The 16253-nt window shown below is 62.1% G+C and carries 19 protein-coding genes and 1 pseudogene; 8 read left to right on the top strand and 12 right to left on the bottom strand.

Annotated elements, in window-relative coordinates; all coding sequences use genetic code 11:
• Nucleotides 1–20: 20 nt before the first annotated feature.
• From O7B34_RS28185 to O7B34_RS28170, 4 genes are read left to right on the top strand one after another with little or no spacing between them, the layout of a single operon-like run.
• Complete coding sequence (locus tag O7B34_RS28185) at nucleotides 21–569, top strand: invasion associated locus B family protein (protein ID WP_337149093.1); 549 nt, start codon at nucleotides 21–23, stop codon at nucleotides 567–569.
• Between the two features lie 13 nt (nucleotides 570–582).
• Entirely contained in the window at nucleotides 583–1275 is a 693-nt protein-coding gene (locus O7B34_RS28180; protein ID WP_337149092.1) for a hypothetical protein, read from the top strand.
• Between the two features lie 46 nt (nucleotides 1276–1321).
• A complete protein-coding gene (locus O7B34_RS28175; RefSeq protein WP_337149109.1) occupies nucleotides 1322–1783 on the top strand; it encodes a DUF4189 domain-containing protein in 462 nt (153 codons plus the stop codon).
• The gene (locus O7B34_RS28170) at nucleotides 1753–2397 is read left to right on the top strand and encodes an invasion associated locus B family protein (protein ID WP_337149091.1); all 645 of its coding nucleotides are present in this window, start codon (nucleotides 1753–1755) and stop codon (nucleotides 2395–2397) included. Before O7B34_RS28175 ends, O7B34_RS28170 begins: the two co-directional genes overlap by 31 nt.
• A gap of 19 nt (nucleotides 2398–2416) precedes the next feature.
• Here the strand turns inward: O7B34_RS28170 and O7B34_RS28165 are convergent.
• Nucleotides 2417–3726: pseudogene (locus tag O7B34_RS28165) on the bottom strand (NRAMP family divalent metal transporter).
• Between the two features lie 278 nt (nucleotides 3727–4004).
• On the opposite strand from O7B34_RS28165, the gene O7B34_RS28160 reads away from it, so the two are divergent.
• From O7B34_RS28160 to O7B34_RS28145, 4 genes are all read left to right on the top strand, one after another.
• Nucleotides 4005–4307 (top strand): hypothetical protein, encoded by a 303-nt coding sequence (locus O7B34_RS28160; RefSeq protein ID WP_337149090.1) that lies wholly within the window; start codon nucleotides 4005–4007, stop codon nucleotides 4305–4307.
• 215 nt (nucleotides 4308–4522) lie between these two features.
• Nucleotides 4523–5818, top strand: coding sequence for an Nramp family divalent metal transporter (locus O7B34_RS28155; RefSeq protein ID WP_337149089.1), 1296 nt, complete (start codon nucleotides 4523–4525; stop codon nucleotides 5816–5818).
• An 86-nt stretch (nucleotides 5819–5904) separates the two neighbouring features.
• Complete coding sequence (locus tag O7B34_RS28150; RefSeq protein ID WP_337149088.1) at nucleotides 5905–6399, top strand: hypothetical protein; 495 nt, start codon at nucleotides 5905–5907, stop codon at nucleotides 6397–6399.
• A gap of 238 nt (nucleotides 6400–6637) precedes the next feature.
• Nucleotides 6638–7222 (top strand): sigma-70 family RNA polymerase sigma factor, encoded by a 585-nt coding sequence (locus O7B34_RS28145; protein ID WP_181165831.1) that lies wholly within the window; start codon nucleotides 6638–6640, stop codon nucleotides 7220–7222.
• On the opposite strand, the gene O7B34_RS28140 is transcribed toward O7B34_RS28145, so the two are convergent.
• The 11 genes from O7B34_RS28140 to O7B34_RS28090 form a co-directional block, all read right to left on the bottom strand.
• Entirely contained in the window at nucleotides 7223–7375 is a 153-nt protein-coding gene (locus tag O7B34_RS28140) for a hypothetical protein (RefSeq protein WP_337149087.1), read from the bottom strand.
• Between the two features lie 185 nt (nucleotides 7376–7560).
• Nucleotides 7561–7779, bottom strand: coding sequence for a hypothetical protein (locus tag O7B34_RS28135; RefSeq protein ID WP_337149086.1), 219 nt, complete (start codon nucleotides 7777–7779; stop codon nucleotides 7561–7563).
• Nucleotides 7710–8708: a class I SAM-dependent methyltransferase gene (locus tag O7B34_RS28130; RefSeq protein WP_337149084.1), complete on the bottom strand. Its 999-nt coding sequence runs from the start codon at nucleotides 8706–8708 to the stop codon at nucleotides 7710–7712. The genes O7B34_RS28135 and O7B34_RS28130 overlap by 70 nt, the downstream gene beginning before the upstream one ends.
• A 70-nt stretch (nucleotides 8709–8778) precedes the next feature.
• On the bottom strand, nucleotides 8779–9771 hold the full coding sequence (locus O7B34_RS28125; RefSeq protein WP_337149083.1) for a GNAT family N-acetyltransferase: 993 nt from the start codon (nucleotides 9769–9771) through the stop codon (nucleotides 8779–8781).
• Nucleotides 9768–10832: a glycosyltransferase family 4 protein gene (locus O7B34_RS28120; RefSeq protein WP_337149082.1), complete on the bottom strand. Its 1065-nt coding sequence runs from the start codon at nucleotides 10830–10832 to the stop codon at nucleotides 9768–9770. The genes O7B34_RS28125 and O7B34_RS28120 overlap by 4 nt, the downstream gene beginning before the upstream one ends.
• A 102-nt stretch (nucleotides 10833–10934) precedes the next feature.
• Nucleotides 10935–11867, bottom strand: coding sequence for a beta-xylosidase (locus O7B34_RS28115; RefSeq protein WP_337149081.1), 933 nt, complete (start codon nucleotides 11865–11867; stop codon nucleotides 10935–10937).
• Nucleotides 11860–12621 carry a TIGR04290 family methyltransferase gene (locus O7B34_RS28110; RefSeq protein WP_337149079.1) on the bottom strand — a complete coding sequence of 254 codons (762 nt, stop codon included), beginning with the start codon at nucleotides 12619–12621 and terminating at the stop codon, nucleotides 11860–11862. The genes O7B34_RS28115 and O7B34_RS28110 overlap by 8 nt, the downstream gene beginning before the upstream one ends.
• Nucleotides 12622–12623: 2 nt before the next feature.
• Nucleotides 12624–13427 (bottom strand): sugar phosphate nucleotidyltransferase, encoded by an 804-nt coding sequence (locus O7B34_RS28105; RefSeq protein WP_027144331.1) that lies wholly within the window; start codon nucleotides 13425–13427, stop codon nucleotides 12624–12626.
• Complete coding sequence (locus O7B34_RS28100; RefSeq protein ID WP_337149077.1) at nucleotides 13427–14527, bottom strand: CgeB family protein; 1101 nt, start codon at nucleotides 14525–14527, stop codon at nucleotides 13427–13429. The genes O7B34_RS28105 and O7B34_RS28100 overlap by 1 nt, the downstream gene beginning before the upstream one ends.
• Before the next feature lie 14 nt (nucleotides 14528–14541).
• The gene (locus O7B34_RS28095) at nucleotides 14542–15138 is read right to left on the bottom strand and encodes a histidine phosphatase family protein (protein ID WP_027144333.1); all 597 of its coding nucleotides are present in this window, start codon (nucleotides 15136–15138) and stop codon (nucleotides 14542–14544) included.
• Nucleotides 15135–16238: an inositol-3-phosphate synthase gene (locus O7B34_RS28090; protein WP_337149076.1), complete on the bottom strand. Its 1104-nt coding sequence runs from the start codon at nucleotides 16236–16238 to the stop codon at nucleotides 15135–15137. Before O7B34_RS28090 ends, O7B34_RS28095 begins: the two co-directional genes overlap by 4 nt.
• Nucleotides 16239–16253: the final 15 nt, after the last annotated feature.

Genomic DNA, 16253 nt, shown 5'->3' with positions numbered 1-16253 from the left:
CTGGTTTCCCCGGATTTGCCATGGCATGCCTGACCTGCCTGGCGCTTGCCGGCGGGCTGGCGCCGGCTGCCGGGCAGGTGGCTTCGCCCTACAGGATCAAGCCCTCCGACGTGGTCTTGCCTCCCGACGTGAAGCTCGGACAATACCAGCGTACCATCCGCCCCTTCGAGAACTGGACGCTGATCTGCGACGAGAACCTCAAGGCGCGCAAGAAGGTCTGCAACGTCTCGCAGGTGATCGAGGACGGCGCCGGCAAGATGGCGTTCAGCTGGTCGCTCGCGGCCACCCAGGACGGCAAGCCCTACATGATCCTGCGCACCGCGCCGAACGCCAGGAGCGATGGGCTGGTGTCGCTGAAGTTCGAGGGACGCGCCGAACCGATCGACGTGCATCTGAATGGCTGCAACGAAATGGTCTGCGTCGGCATGCTGCCGGTGGGACCCCTGATGCGCCAGGAGATCGCGCAGAAGGCAACGCCGGCGATTTCCTACCCGACCGTCGATGGCCAGACCATTACCGTCACCGCAACGCTCAAGGGGCTGTCCGAGGCCCTTGCGCCAGTCAAATAACCGAGGCAGCACCGTGAGCCAGCAAGACCCATTCATCTCCGCGACGCGCAGCAATCCGACCGTCGATCCGGACCGCAAAAGGATCGTCGAGCCGGACCGCAAGAGGCCCGTCGAGCCGCCGCGGCGGTGGCAGCGCATCGTCGCATTGTCGCTGCTGGGGCTGGCCATGATGGGTATCGGCTTCGCCGGCGCGAACTATGCCGCGATCGCCGGCCTGGTCGGCAGCCCGACGGCCGCACAGGCCGAGGCCGCCGCCGCTCCCGCGCTGCCGGACACGCCCTTCCTCCAGCACGTCAAGCAAGCCGGCGTGCAGGCCTGCTCGACCGTCTTTCCGGTGCTCGGGCAGCTTTTGACGACCGGCACGAAATACAGCGTCAAATCGCTGTGGAACGACCAGGCCGCCGACAAGCACGCCGTCCAGGCCTTTGTCGGCATGGACTATGCCACGGACCGCTACAGCGGGCCGGCGGCCGGCGTGGTCTTCGCATCGCCCACAGCGTCGGGCTGCGAGGGCGCGATGGTGCGGGTGGCGCCGTTCGCCAGCCCGTGCGCGGACATTCCGTCCATTCTTCCGCAAGGCAGCAAGATCACCGACCATCTCGGACAGGTCGAGGTGTACGAGCTTGGCGGCAACACGGGTGAAGCGCTTCTGCTGCCGACGGGCAACACATGCGTGGTGATTTCCATCGCATCGGCGGCCAAGTGAGGATGTCAGGCGAATGGGCGAGGCGCCCTGGAAAGGATTGCGGACCATGAAATCGCGACGTTTGACAGTCTTGTGCATGGCCTTGCTGTGGAGCGGGCAGGTGGTCTCGGCCGATCTGGTGGAGCCGTCCGAGCCGCCACAGGAGGAGAAAGGCATCTGGGCGGCAATCGCCTACTCCCAGACCGATACCAAGTACGGCTTCTTCTGGGGCGCCGACAAGCGGCAGGAAGCCAAGGACATAGCGCAGAAACATTGCGAGAATGCCGGTGGAAAAGCCTGCAATGTCGTTGCCGTGTTCCGCAATCACCGCCATTGGACGGACGACGACGAAACCGGATTTCCCTACAAGCATTGCGGCGCGCTCGCCGTGGCCGACAAGGTGGAGCACCGGTTCACCCCCTGGGGCGTGAACTCGGCCGAGACCCGCCGGGAGGCGGAGGATCTCGCGCTCCAGGCCTGCGAGGCAGGGGGGATCCAATGCAAGATCCGCGAATGGGTCTGTACGTGAGAATAACGGCGTCTCGAAGCCGACACTTCGGGCATTTGCCCGGCACAAAAGGAAGGCCGCATTCATTGGTTCGTAGACATTTTTCGCTGAAGGCAGCCGCCATCTGCGCGGCTGCCTTTTCCGCTTCGCTGCCGGCTGCTTTCGCCCAACAGCAGCAGGCGGCGTCGCTGCCGAACGGCGCATCGTCGCTCCAGGAAACCTATCAGGACTGGCAGCTGGCCTGCGGCATGCAGGACAATGCCCGGGTTTGCACGGTCACGCAGGACCAGACGCAGAAAAACGGCCAGAGGCTTCTGGCCGTGGAACTGCGCGTGGGACAGAAGGGCGGATTGACCGGAACCTTGCTGCTGCCCTTCGGCATTCTGTTCGAGCCCGGCGTGGCGGCGCAGATCGACGACCAGCAGCCGGTCGGGCCGTTGAAGTTCAGGACCTGCCTGCCGAATGGCTGCGTGGCGCTGTTTCCGATCGACCGGGCGCTGACGCAGAGGCTCAAGGCAGGCACCGAGCTCAAGCTCAACGTCACCACCGCGGCCGAGACCCCGCTGAGTTTTCCGGTGTCGCTGAAAGGCCTCGGCGCCGCCCTCGATCGCATGGTCGCGCTCAGCGCACGTTGAGGAGCAAGGCGACGGGGGCTCAAAAGGCCCATTGCAGCGCGAGGCCGACCACGGACAGTCCCATTGTGATTGTCGCGAGCATCCGAGAAAGCGCAGCCAACCCTCAACGGCGAATTCGCCCATGATGTCGGAACGTCCGGTCATCAGCATCATGACGACCATTACGGGGACCGCGCATATGCCGTTGATGACGGCGCTCCAGTAAAGCGCCTTGATGGGATCGATCGGCGTGAGCATGATCCCCATTCCCAGCGCCACGGCGGCGGCCAGGGTCGCATAAAATGCCATCGCTGCCTTCGGCTTGCGCTCCAGTCCCACTGGCCAGCGGCACGCCTCGCCCACGGCGAATGCGGCCGAGCCCGCGAGAACCGGCACCGCGAGAAGGCCGGTGCCGATAATCCCCATTGCAAAGATCACAAATGCGAACTTGCCCGCGACCGGCTCCAGGGCCTTGGCCGCATCGGTGGAAGAATTGATGTCGGTCACCCCGGCCTTGTGCAAGGTGGCGGCCGTTGTAACGATGATCGCGATGGCAATCAGGTTCGAAAAAGCCATGCCCAACAAGGTGTCGGCGCGAATGCGCTGGAAGGCACGCGACGCCTGCCACGGTGCCCGCTTCAGCGGCTTGGCCTTGGGGTCAATCGTCTCCTCTTCGACCTCTTGCGACGCTTGCCAGAAGAACAGGTAGGGAGAAATCGTGGTGCCGAGTATGGCCAGAAATGTCGTGAAGAAGGCCCGGCTCCATTCCATGTGCGGAAGAACGACCCCCTCGAGGGCCTCGCCCCATGGGATATCAGCCAGAAACGCAGCCACCACATAGGCAAAAAGGCTCAGCGTTGTCCATTTCAGGACCGTGACGTACCGGCTGTAGTCGAGAAAGACGATCGCCAAAACGCAAGCCAGGCCGAACGCAACGACGTAAAGCGAGCTTGGGCCGCCCACCAGCAATCGCAATGCATCAGCCATCGCGCTCAGGTCCGCCCCGATGTTGATCACGTTGGCGGCGAACAAAAGCAAGGCTACAAAATATATCAAGGGAGACGGGTAGTGTCGGGCCAGATTGCCGGAAATACCTCGACCTGTCGTGCGGCCTATCCGCGCTGCTATCTCCTGGATCGCGATCATGAGCGGAAGAGTGAACACCATGGTCCAACCGACATCGAAGCCCAGCTGAGCGCCCGCTTGGCTGTACGTGCCGATGCCCGAAGGGTCATCGTCCGAAGCGCCTGTGATGAAACCAGGTCCGATTGTGCGCAGGAATCGCTGGAAGGGCCCTTTTGCCCGAATATTGCTCTGTTTTTCAGAGACTTCGGCGCTTATGTCCCTCATGGAGGTGCTCCAAAACGCGGTCCCTTTCGATATCCGCTTGAAGCAGAATTCAGCGATCGCCGTTCGGTTCCTTTAGCGATCGCTGAAACATCATTGGTGCTTGCCTTGCCGGTGACATGATATTTCTCGCGCGGGTCAGTTTCCGGGACATGTGAGGGCCATCATCAAATCGGCAAAGAACCCATCCCATAAGAATTTCGCTGAGGACCGTTTCACTCGGAACATATCAGCGAGCGACTGGTTTGGTGGAGGCAGCACACAACCATGGGAGATCCTCCATGATTACCAAACTTCTCTCCGCCACGGTGCTTGCGGTCGCTCTGGCCACGTCAGCCATGGCACAGTCGAACGGCACCGGATCCAACAGCGGTTCAGGCTCGACATCCGGCATGACCAATGGCGCAAATGGGACCGGGACCGGCACTGGCGCAGGGGTAACGCCCACTGATCCGAACGCAACCAATTCGACAAAACCGTCGAACGGCATGACCGACCGCTGCAAGGATGCCGCAGGCAACGACATCGACAACAACACCGCCTCCGGCGCGACAACGTCGAACATGCAGAACTGCAACAAATGAGCCAAGGCTCGGAGCACCGCCCGAAGTCGCTCTTCTCTCCGGGGTGACCAATCGGGCGGCGTTCTTGTTCCAATGCAGCAGGCGCAGATGAGCCGACAGGCCGTCAAGCAGGCGCCATCCGCCCTGCCGTGGGCGGCAGGCGCATCGACGGCTATCCTTATTGCGTTGTCAGTCTGCGATCGGCTTGATGTGCCCTCGGTGAAGATGCGCTTCCAATGAGTGAGCCACTGGATAGTGCCGGCCAGAGGAAAAGCGAGCGAAAGGAAGGCGGCGTTGTCCGGGCCCTCGGGCTTGGACTGATTACCGGCGCGGCTGACGACGATTGTTCGGCGATCGGTACCTACGCCAGTGCCGGAGCCCGATTTGGGCCCGACCTGCTGTGGACGGCACCGGTTACCCTGCCGATGATGTACCTCGTCGTCTATCTTTCATCCAAACTCGGTCAGGTTTCGGGTCGTGGACTATTCAAGGTCATATCCGATTTCTATCCGCGTTGGCTGCTATGGTCTGTTCTGGCGGGCGTGCTGATTGGCAACACGATCGAGGCAGCCGCCGACCTTGGCGCCATGTCGGCGGCCGCCAGGTTGTTCGTTTCGCTGCCTGGTCCACTGATCGTCATTGTCGTCGCGATCGTCATTTTTGCCCTGCAGGTGTTTGGATCCTACACCTTGATCCGCGATGTGTTCCGATGGCTGGCGCTGGCGCTGCTTGCCTATGTGGTCTCCGCCCTGCTTGCCAAACCGGATGCGGCCTCGGTCCTGCGAGGCACTCTGCTGCCAAGGATCGAGTTCAGCCGCGAATACCTGTCCATCCTGGTCGCCATCGTCGGGACGACCCTCTCCACATATCTTTACACCTGGCAGTCAAACCAGGAGGTGGAGGAGGAGATCGCCAAGGGCAGAACGACCCTTGAAGAACGCAAGGGCGCCACCGAGGGCGAACTCCGCCGATCCCGCCGCGATATCCTGATCGGCATGACGTTCTCCAATCTGATCATGTATTTCATCATTCTTTCGACAGGGTCGACGCTCTATAAGGCCGGCCAGACTCAGATCGACACCGCGGCGCAGGCGGCCGAAGCGCTGCGGCCGCTTGCCGGCGATGCGGCGGGAATTCTTTTTGCCGCAGGCGTCATTGGCGTCGGCTTTCTGGCTGTGCCGGTCATGACGGCTGGCGCTGCCTTCGATTTCGCCCAAGCGATGGGATGGAAGAATGGCTTGAATGCCGAACCCCGGCAGGCTCCTAAATTCTACATGGCGATCGGGATGATCACGCTGGTGGCGGTGGGTCTCAATTTCCTCGGCTTCAATCCGATGAAGGCCATGGTCTGGTCGGGCATCGTGCAAGGGTTTTCCACGCCTCCGCTCCTGCTTCTCATTCTCATCATGACCAACAACCGCAAGATCATGGGTGACAAGGTCAACAGCAAAAGCACGAACATCCTGGGTGGCGCGACGACCCTGGCGATTTTTTCGGCGTCGGTGGGTCTGGCGGCAAGCTGGTTCCTGTAATTCGCGGGACGTGAAGTATCTTCAGGCGTGGCGGAACATCGGCGATCAATTGTCGTTGACACGCTTGTGAGAGAGAGGACACCGCCATGTCAAACTTCCAGGCCGCCACTCCGGATCGCCTGCGGCAACTCAGGCTTGAGGCTTCAGCTCATTTCACCCCGATGATGCTGCACGAAGCATTGCTGCGGCTTTCCCACGCCTGTGGAGGTGAAAGCCTTGCGCGGTTCGAAAAGGCCATGGTCGCCCAGATCGAAGCGACGAAGGACGATCGGGCCGATTTCGAAACGATCAAGGAATTCGCGATCGAGCAGCTTTATGCCTTGGTCCGGGAAGCGAACGATTCGCCAAAGAAGAAACAATCGCTGGAAAAGACAGAAACCCGCAGGACGCCCGGCCGCTCCGAAGAACCGCAGACGCTCGAGGATCAACTGCAGGCCGGGTTGGAGGATTCTTTTCCCGCGAGCGACCCGCCAGCGGTCGTGTCCACAGCCATTCCAGGCGGAGCAAAGAAGCTGGTGGGGACCGACGAGGTTCTGAAAAAGCAGCGAGAACGGGCGGCCAAAGAGACCAGCAAATCATAAGGCCGCCATGTGAGCCAAAGGCGTGGCTGCAAACCAGGCCCGCAGGACGTCAAACTGACGGTGTGCGGCTTTGTTCCCAAAAAGAACGGGTGCGCCGCGGATCCATCATCGAAGGAGGCGTCACCGCTGCGGCCCGCCGAATTTCTGAAGAGTTGTCCTCAGCGCGAGGAACGAACCAAACTTCCATGCATTTAGCAGGGGCTGCATTCGTACACTCTTTCTTCTGGGAGCTGGACCATTGTCATCCGGAGGCTACATTTCGGCCGACCAGGAAACCAATGAAGTTTCCATCGTTGACCTCATACCCGCCCTCCGGGCTTTCGCGCGTACCTTCTGTCGCGTCCCCGACGATGCCGACGATCTGGTGCAGGAGACGCTGACCAAGGGGCTCGCCAACATCGACAAGTTCGAACCCGGCACACGCATGAAGTCGTGGCTCTTCACCATCATGCGCAACACTTACTATACCCGGATCAAGATTGCCGCCCGGGAAGCGCCAGGCCTGCTCGACTGTGCATCTTCAAGGCCGATTTCGGAAGCGACCCAGGAATGGAGCGTCCAGAGCAAGGAAGTTCACGGCGCCATTCAAAGGCTACCTGAACACCAACGCGAGGTTCTGATGCTGATCGGCGTTCTGGGAGTAAGCTATGAGGAAACGGCCGAGATATGCGGCTGCGCGGTAGGGACGGTCAAAAGTCGGCTGAATCGTGCCCGCGCCAATATTCTCGAATTGCTTGGGGAGAGTTCACTGCAGACATTGATGGAGAGACGAAATCATCTATCGGATGGTCAACTCGGTATCGAGGGTGACAGCCGCAGGTAGTCAGTTCTTCACGTCACGTCGACGCTTCTCGATCAGCGCGTTTTGCAACTCCATCGCCAGCCTGGTCAGCCGGTCTGGAATTTTTTCCTGCTCTATGGCGTCGAGGAGAGAAGTGATCTCCTGGTCCATAACCAGACCGAATTGTGGGTCCACCGTATCATCCCTCGAACGAGACATCCAATTCTCTTGATAATAGCAGTCCCTTGACCTTAGTGTGGTGACAAATGCTCGAGATTACAAGGCGATATCCACCGCCGGCATGATTGCCGGCGGCCCTTGCACAGGTTTATTTCCTTAATCTTACATCGCCGCGGGCCAAGAATGCGGTGTGACGCCGTTCAATCCTTCGGCAACTGGTTCGCGGCATGGTCCTGATATTGATCGGACTTGATGCGATTGCCATCCAGTCCGCGCTCCTCGCTGTGCTGCTTCTTGTCGCGATTGGACAGAACCGCGTTTTCTCCGACCTTGTCCTTGGGCAGGTTGGTCATCGCGCCGGCGCCGGTACCCTTGCCCTGGGTGCCGCGGCCGAAATGTTTTTTGTCGCCGGATGCCATGATTTCCTCCTTCGGATCGTGACGCTCTTCAGCGCCTCTTGTTCGACGTCCGAACTGGCGGCGCGCGGTAATGTTCCGCCGCCACGAGCAAGCAGGAAGGCGTCGCCATCCCATGACCGAAACGGCTTCTCGCCATTGATGACGACCCGCAATTGGTGAGCTTCCGCCAGACGGCCGATATCGGCGCGGTCCAAAAGAAGCGATCCGCGATAGGAATAGTTGAGCAGGGCCAGCCAGCCCGGCCGTTTCAGAACGCGTGCGATCTCATCGAAATGCCGCTCGGCCATGCCGGCCAGAACCAGATAAGGAAAGCTGTCGACCGCCAGCACGCAATCGAAACTGCTGTCGTCGAATTCGATCAAATCGAGACCGGAGGTTTGCCGCAACTCGACATTGCCCAACGCGGCGCATCGGTCGGAGGCAATGGAGATCATCCGCGAGGATATATCGATGCCGACCATCCGGTTGAATGCTTTGGCAAGCGCACGCTCGAAACGGCCGATGCCGCAACCAATGTCCAGAATATCCCGGCCGGTTCCGGTGAAGTCCTGCTCCTTGAGCCATGCAGCGACTTCCTCGGTCGTGGCCGACAGCCTTTCCTCATCGCCGAGCGATGCGAGCTGGACACTCGCTGTTTGCGAAATCGCTGCCGCCGCATCGAAGCTCAACGCCAGCCGCCTGACGACAGCGGCATCGGTCTCGTCGTCGTCGCGTACGTGCCGAACGGCCGCTCCCGTCGCTCGCAACTTGGCAAAGGCGCCGGGGTTGTGGCGAAGCAGCGCGGCTACCTCTTGTAGCTTTTCCGCGTCGCGCGAATTCGAGGGAACGACATCCAGCACGATCTCCGCCAATTCCGCCACCCTGATCTCCACCCGCAAGTGAAGCGCCAGCCTGGCGACGACGGCTTCGGCGCAAATACCATCCGCCATGCAGTCTTCTACGATCGATCTGATAGACCTGCGGCGTTGGGCGGATTTTGACCCGGTTGCACTCATGCTATCAGCTCCGCGTCCAGATCCTGCGCATCGTCCACCTGTCGATGGCGCCCCAGCCGTATTTGTAGGCCTCCTGACCACGCAGGAAATCGAACTCGCGGGCACCCTCGCGGATCGACTCCGCGATCGCGTGGCCGATCAGGATCGCACCTGGACTCTCCTCGGCATAGGCAGGGTCGAAGCCGCCGAGATAGGCATAGGCGCGACCGCGATGGTGGAAGCCGTAATAGGCGCCGACGGTCTTGCCATCGATTGCCAACAGCCAGCATCGGACCAGGCCGCGAGCGTCGAGCAAGGGTACCGCGCGCCTGTGGAATTGCTCCACGGCGACATCGGCCAACATGCCACCTCCGTGTCCGGCCCAGCGCGCGTGGTGCAGGCGGATCAACTGGTCGAGGAAACTTTGGGCATCGCCTCGTGCCGACGACAACGCGGTCCGGCCGCGTCTGGACGCCGCCTGGTGCGCCCGTCGCAACTGCCGCCTGCGTCGGGAGGGCACGCAGCCCGCAAGGGTTTCGTCGCCGGCGATGGCGAGCACGGGGCAAGCGCCATGTGCGGCTGGCCGCCCCGCCTTCAGATCGGGGTGTGTAACCGCAAGACCGGCACCGCCTTCCGGCAAATCCGACAGAATCCATTGCGACCAGCCGACCGAGAGGATTTTTTCGGCAATGATCGCGACGACCTGGGCCTCGGTGCCGGGGACACACAGGATGTCCAGATAGTCGCTGAGCGAGATGCCGACCGGAAGAAGTTTCGACCCAGCGGTTCCGTGCTCGAGATAGAGCGGCGCCAGCCCAATCAGATCGCCTCCGCGCCAGACCGCGACCGTCGCCAGGTCGCCGGGCGCGAATGTGCGCCACCATGGCACCAGCCAGGCGGGAGATTGAAACGGCGTCGCCGAGGAACTCTGCTCCCACAACCTCCACCAATGCGGCGCAAGGGTATCGAATTGCGCCGGATCATCGATGATCTCGCTGCGCAGCACAGGCTTGCTCACGGTGTGACGGCGAGGCGCCCGGCATCGGTGCCGAGTCGTGCCAGCGCTTGATAGGCGTCCATGTAAGACGAGATCATTCGTTCCAGCGAAAACCGCCGCCGCGCCTCGGCCCGGCATGTCTCGGGGTCCAGGCTGGACGCCGCAACGATGGCTTGCGCCATTTCGTCGATCGTATTGACGAGAAAGCCTGTCCTGCCGTGCTCGATGACATCTGGAAGCGCACCATTCGGAAAGGCGACCACCGGTGTGCCGCAGGCCAGCGCCTCCATGGCGACAAGTGAGCTGGTCTCGGCAGCAAGGCTCGGGATGACCAGACAGCGCGCTGCGTTGAGAAAGCGCCGCTTGGCGGTGAAACCGAGCGGACCAAGGAAGCGGCGGCGGCCATCGAGGCGAGGTTGGACCTCGTCGCGAAAGTAGCGCGCGTGCGTTTCATAGGGATAGACCTTGCCGCCGACAACCAGCGGCACACCTGCTTGCTTGGCCGCGTCCAAAGCCAGGTGGATGCCCTTTTCCGGGCAGATACGACTGAGAACCAGTGCGAAGTCGCGCTTCGCTTGCGGCAGGCTGAGCGCCTCTATGTCGACGCCGTTCGGAATCGGCGCCGCCAGCCTGGCGCCTGATGGCGCGGTTTTCTGCTGGGCGGCCGAGACCGCATGAAGCCACAGGTCGTCGCGCGTCGGGCGCAGTGCCTCGGCCGGATACCAGTCCAGCGGCAGGTGAAGCGTCACCAAGGTCGGGCCATCGTCTGGCAGATAGGCATCGAAATCGATGCCGTGCAGATGAACCACATCGATCGGCCAACTGGCGCGGGCAGCGGCGATCGCGGCGCGATGAGCCTGCTGCGCGCGGCTCTTGGCCGCCTCGTCGAGCACGCCGCTTTCCGCCGGTATTTCCACAAGCGTGCCGCTCGCGCTGGAGCCCCGGCAGCCGACGACGATCGACCGGTGACCCGTGCGAACCAGTGCCCGATCGAGCATCGACAGGACCTGTTCGGCACCCCCGACCGCATCCGGCCCGACAGGCGCGAGGGGATAGGCGACATTGAGGACGGTGAGCGTCATGGCCGGCCGAGCCACGGTGCCAGAGGCAGTGAATTGGTGGACCCGTGAGCTTCTACTTCGGTCGGTGCATCCAATGATCGCGGACCGGGTCGCATGAGAGCCTCACGCAGCCGAGGCCCGCTGCGTCGGGCGCGAGGCGGATGTCATGACGGGCGCGTAGCGGCGGACCATCGTTGCACAGAACTCGGCGAATTCCTCGGGCACCAGTGGAGGGCTGGTGTGGTGAGGCATCATTCCACGATGTTCAGGCGTGAAGCAGAAGGTGACCGTGACGTCGAAATCGGCAAGTGCCTCCATCTGTCGATCGAACCAGTCCAACGCATTCGGCCTGAAGCTGTCGGCCCAGGAAAGCCCCGTGCGCATGTTGGTGACGCCGAGCCGCTTCATCCAGGCGACGGCGTCGTCAAGTCGCGGGTCCTCGAAATGAAACCACTGCACCAGCCCCATTGCGGGTGTGTAGCGCAGGAATTCCTCCAGCGCCGGCTTCGGCGTGCCGTCCTGGCGCAGCAGCCCCATGTGGAAATGACGATAGTAGGAGGATCCCTCCGCTTCGCGATGCCGCGTCGTTGCTTCCCATTCACGCGGAAGGTCGTAGAGGCTATACCACTGGATACGTGGTGCGTTGCCGAGCAGCAATTCGGCGGTGCGCTTCAGTCCCCAGACCTGTATTTCCTCGGCCCCAAAGGTCGATACGCCGACCTCGCTGACCCAGATGGGGAGATCGGTGACGGTCGCGACCTCGCCGATCTTCTGCGGCCATTCCTGGATTTGCCACAGGTTCCAGTCGAGAGGAAAGCCGTGCACCGCGACGGCGTCGACATGGTCCAGCACGCCCAATTCCTTCATGCGCGTGATAAAGCCGGGGTCTATCGGCGAGATGCCGCCAAGCACTTTTGCCAGAGCCGGGTTCTCGGACGCGATCGCGTCCGCCGACAGGACCGCCATCCTGGCAAAGCGGCTCCAATCGGGGTCGAGCTCCGGGTCCCAATGCGATTTGTTGTTGGGCTCGTTCCAGATCATCGCGGCTTCAATCATGGAGCTTTCCTTTCGACGGGTAAATCGCACCGCCGCCGGCCGGCGCGTCGGCAGCGCGGCAGAAATAGACCTCCTGCTCGGGATGCAGAACGATCTCGAAACCGGCGCTGCGCAGCATCGCTTCGGTGCAGGCCCGGTTCGGTATCCACCAGTTGGTCGGATCGTCGGCATAGCGGTGTTCGATGAAATGCAGCTTGGGAAATTCCGGCCGGTCAAACAAATCATGCGTCCAGAAATGATAGTTCTCTTCCAGCTCGGGCAGCTCCTTGCTGCCGCGTTGCATCGACTGGAAGATCATCAGATCGCCGGCGACGTGCTCACGGATCAGGTCGAGGGCGAGCAAGGGATGGCGCAAATGGTAAAGCACCCCCATGAATAGCACGACGTCGAATGTCTCGCGCAGGGCACCGACGTCGTAGACCGACAGTTTCTGGAATTCGATCTCGCAGTCCGCGATCTCGGCGGCAAAGCGGGCCTGCGCCAGATAGGCCTCGTCGAAATCGATGCCGAGGACACGGGCGGCGCCTCGCCGTTTCATCTCGATTGAATAGAAGCCGGCATTGCAGCCGATATCCAGCACGGTCTTGCCGGCCAGATCGGCGGGTATGGCGTCGGCGAATTTGCGCCATTTGATCAGCGGGTAATTGCCGAGAAAATGGTCGGGCGCGGTTTCGACGCCGGCCAGTTCCATGTTGTGGAACCACGGGCCGAGCGCGTCGATGCGCCGGCGGATTTCGGCATGGGAATGCAACATGTTCAGGCTCCTTCGCCCGGAACGACGGGTACATGCGAATGCGTGCCGGGCATGATCGTTGCGGACTGTTGATGAGCTGACGGGACGCCGTTTTCAAGCAACCGCAGGGCTGTGCGATAGCCGTTGAAAGTGCCGACATCGACATAAGCGGAGCCGGCTTTGATCCCGTAGGCAACACCCCCGGCCGCAAGGTAGGCGTTGATCAATGTACCGATGTATTCGTCACGACCATCCCGCTCGCGCCAGAGTGCCGCAAGCCGATGCAGGATCTGGCCGGGCATCTTGAACGCGCCCCAAACCCAGTTCGTGGAGGCATCCTGTCGCTTGACCTGGATTTCGATCACGCGCTCGTCGTCCTCGGTACAGACGGCATCGAAGAATTCCGGGCTGTCCACCGGGAAGAGCAGAAATGAAAGCTGATCGTCGGGCAAATGACAGAATCCGTCCTCGGGAAACCAGATCGTATCTGGAAGGCCGACCAGGACGACCTCGTCGGGCGCCACGAGGGGCGCTGCCCGGAAAATCGCATCGCAGAGACCGATGGGGTTGGGCTGCACCACAAAGAGCGCCGCCGCGTCGCCGTAACCGGCCGCGTAGTATTCGAGAATGTCGGATTTGCCCGATCCGATGATGAAGCAGATCTTGTCGACACCGGCCTGGACCATGCGCCGCACCAGATACTCGCTTACAGCGCAGGGACGTTCGGTCTGGCCGTCGATCCGGCTGCCAACCGGCAGCAGCTCCTTCGAGAAACCGAGCGGTTGAATGCGGCTGCCGCGTCCGGCAGCGGGCACAATGCCCAACATCAGACTGCTTCCTCGATCGGTTCGCCGACCGGATTTTGCAAGGCGTCGGCCAGCATTCTATCCAGTTCCGCCGCACGCCTGGCGGAAGTGTGCTCGCTCAAGACCCGCTCGCGGGCACGCCTTCGGATGCCGTCGAGTTCGTGCTCCGGCAATTGCAGCGCGGCGACCACGTCATCCGTGTCATGCGCCAGCAGGACTTCGCGGCCGGGTTCGAAGAAGTCCGCGAGGCCTGGCCATGCGTCGGTGACGATGGCAGCCCCACACGCGGCCGCTTCGAAGAGCCGTCCCGACGGGCACCAGCCCTTTTGTGCCATGGCTTCCCGGGTGACGTTCAGCGTCAGCCGCGAGGATGAGAAGAACGCCGGATGGTCGGCGGGCGGCAGATGCCTGACGAAGAAGATGTTGTCGCTCCACGGGAATTCCTGCGGATACTGTGCGCCGCCAATGATGAAACGCTGATCGGGCAGGCGCATGGCCGGGCGGACCAGCAGCTCTTCGACGCCGGCCTGGCGATCTGCCGCGTAGGTCCCGAGATAGGACAGATCGCCGGCGAATTCGGCCCGCTTCTCGGCCGGCCGATGCCGGTCCGGATCGACATGCCCGTAGAGCGGCATCACCTGGCGCGCACCCAGCACCGTCTTGAGCGCCTCGAGCGCCGAGCCGCCGGTGTAGCTCAGGACGAGGTGGTAATCGGCAAGGCCCTCTGGTCCGAAATAGGGCGGACGCTCACCGTGCTCGACGCGGGCAAGCGTGACTGGAGTATCGAGATCGTAGAACACACGCAGCCCGCGACTTGCCTGCTGGGCCAGGCGCGAAGCCTCGACGGCGTCGGGGCAGTAGGAGGTGACGACGACGACATCGGCTTGCTTCATCGCCCGCTCCGCAACGCGGCGGATGTCCTCCCAGTCCGGATAGATCACGACATTGCCGCCGTCGAGCTGATCCAGATCGCGGGCCCCGGCATAATAGGGAGTGTCGCGTTCGAAAAAGGTGATGGACCAGCCCAGCCGCGCGAGAGCGCGGATCAGCCCGCGCCACAGAGTGGCGTGGCCGTTTCCCCATGAAGACGTGACGGTGAGACCGAAAATGACCATCCGCATCCGGAATTTCCTCGTCAGGCCGCTTCATTCATTCGCAGGAGCTTGGAGCCCCAATCGCCCGACACGATGGTCGTGATCGAGGCGGGATCGATGTCGAAGCGGAAGCAGTCGCCGACCGGCAAGCCAAGCACATTGCAGACGGCGGCCTTGATCACGTCGGCGTGGCTGACCAGGGCGACGCACTGGTTCTGATGCAGTTCGCGGACGCCGTTCATCAGCGAGACCATGCGCTGCTGGACATCCAGCATGGTCTCGCCGCTCGGGGTCCTGGCCTCCTGGCGCTGGTCGTTCCAGGCGCGCCAACCGGCGTCGCCGTTCAATTCGTCGAAAGTCTTTCCCGACCAGTCGCCGAAGTCGATTTCGTCGAGTTCGGCGCAGATCGCGATTTCGCCGACGCCGCAAGCGAAAGCGATTGGCAGCGCCGTCTCCTGCGTGCGCTCGCGCGGGCTGCACAGGATGGCTGCAATCGTCTCTTGGGCCATGCGGCGGCCAAGCTGCTCGGCCTGAGCCTTGCCGGCCTCGCCGAGGCAAACGCCGGCCATGCGCCCGGCAAGATAGGAGCCGACATTGTCGTGCGCCGCGTGGCGGATCAGGAAGAACGTGGTGGTCATTCCGCGGCATCCAGCAAAGGCTCTTCCTTGCCGGCGATGAAGGCGAGCGTGCGCTGCCGGGCTTCGGCGTCGGTGAACTGTTCGGGAGGCGACTTCATGAAATAGCTGCAAGGACCCGTCAGCGCCCCGGCGATGCCGCGGTCGAGCGCCAGCTTGGCGCAGCGCACCGCATCGATCACCACGCCGGCTGAATTGGGCGAATCCCACACCTCCAGCTTGAGCTCGGCATTCAGCGGCACGCCGCCGAAGGTGGTGCCTTCGACACGAATGTAGGCCCATTTGCGGTCGGTGAGCCAAGGCACATGGTCGCTCGGTCCGACATGGATGTTGCCCGGCTCCAGGGGAACATCGAGCTGGCTGGTCACCGATTGTGTCTTGGAGATCTTCTTCGATTCCAGCCGCTCACGTTCCAGCATGTTGAGAAAATCGGTGTTGCCGCCGAAATTCAGCTGATAGGTGCGATCGATGCGCACGCCGCGCTCGCGAAAGAGGTTGGCCAGCAGCCGGTGCACGATGGTCGCGCCGACCTGGCTCTTGATGTCGTCGCCGACCAGCGGCAGCCCGCGTTGCTCGAAGCGCCGGCGCCATTCCGGACGCGACGCGATGAAAACCGGAATGCAATTGACGAAGGCGCAGCCGGCCTCGAGCGCGCATTCAGCATAGAAGCGTGTCGCCTCTTCCGAACCCACCGGCAGGTAGGAGACCAGCACGTCGGCTCCGCTGTCGCGCAGGATATCGCTGACATTGGCAACCGGTTCGGGCGCCTCTTCGATCTCGTCGCGCAGATATTTGCCGATGCCGTCGAGCGTCGGTCCGCGCTCGACGCGAACACCAGTCGTCGGCGCGTCGGCAAAGCGGAACGTGTTGTTCGGGGCAGCGTAGATCGCATCCGCGACATCGCGGCCAACCTTGCTTTTGGCGACATCGAATGCGCAGACAATTTCGATGTCGTCGACATGATAGCCACCGAGATCGGCATGCATCAGCCCCGGGATCGGTTCGTTGCTTTTTGCATGACGATAATAGGAGAGGCCCTGCACCAGGGAGGATGCGCAATTGCCGACTCCAACGATGCTAACACGAACCTTTTTCGATCCCACGAAACTGCCGCCCTA

The organism is Mesorhizobium sp. Cs1299R1N3, assembly GCF_037179625.1.
In the GTDB taxonomy this organism is placed as follows: domain Bacteria; phylum Pseudomonadota; class Alphaproteobacteria; order Rhizobiales; family Rhizobiaceae; genus Mesorhizobium; species Mesorhizobium salmacidum.
This window is presented reverse-complemented; position numbering and strand designations above follow the sequence as displayed.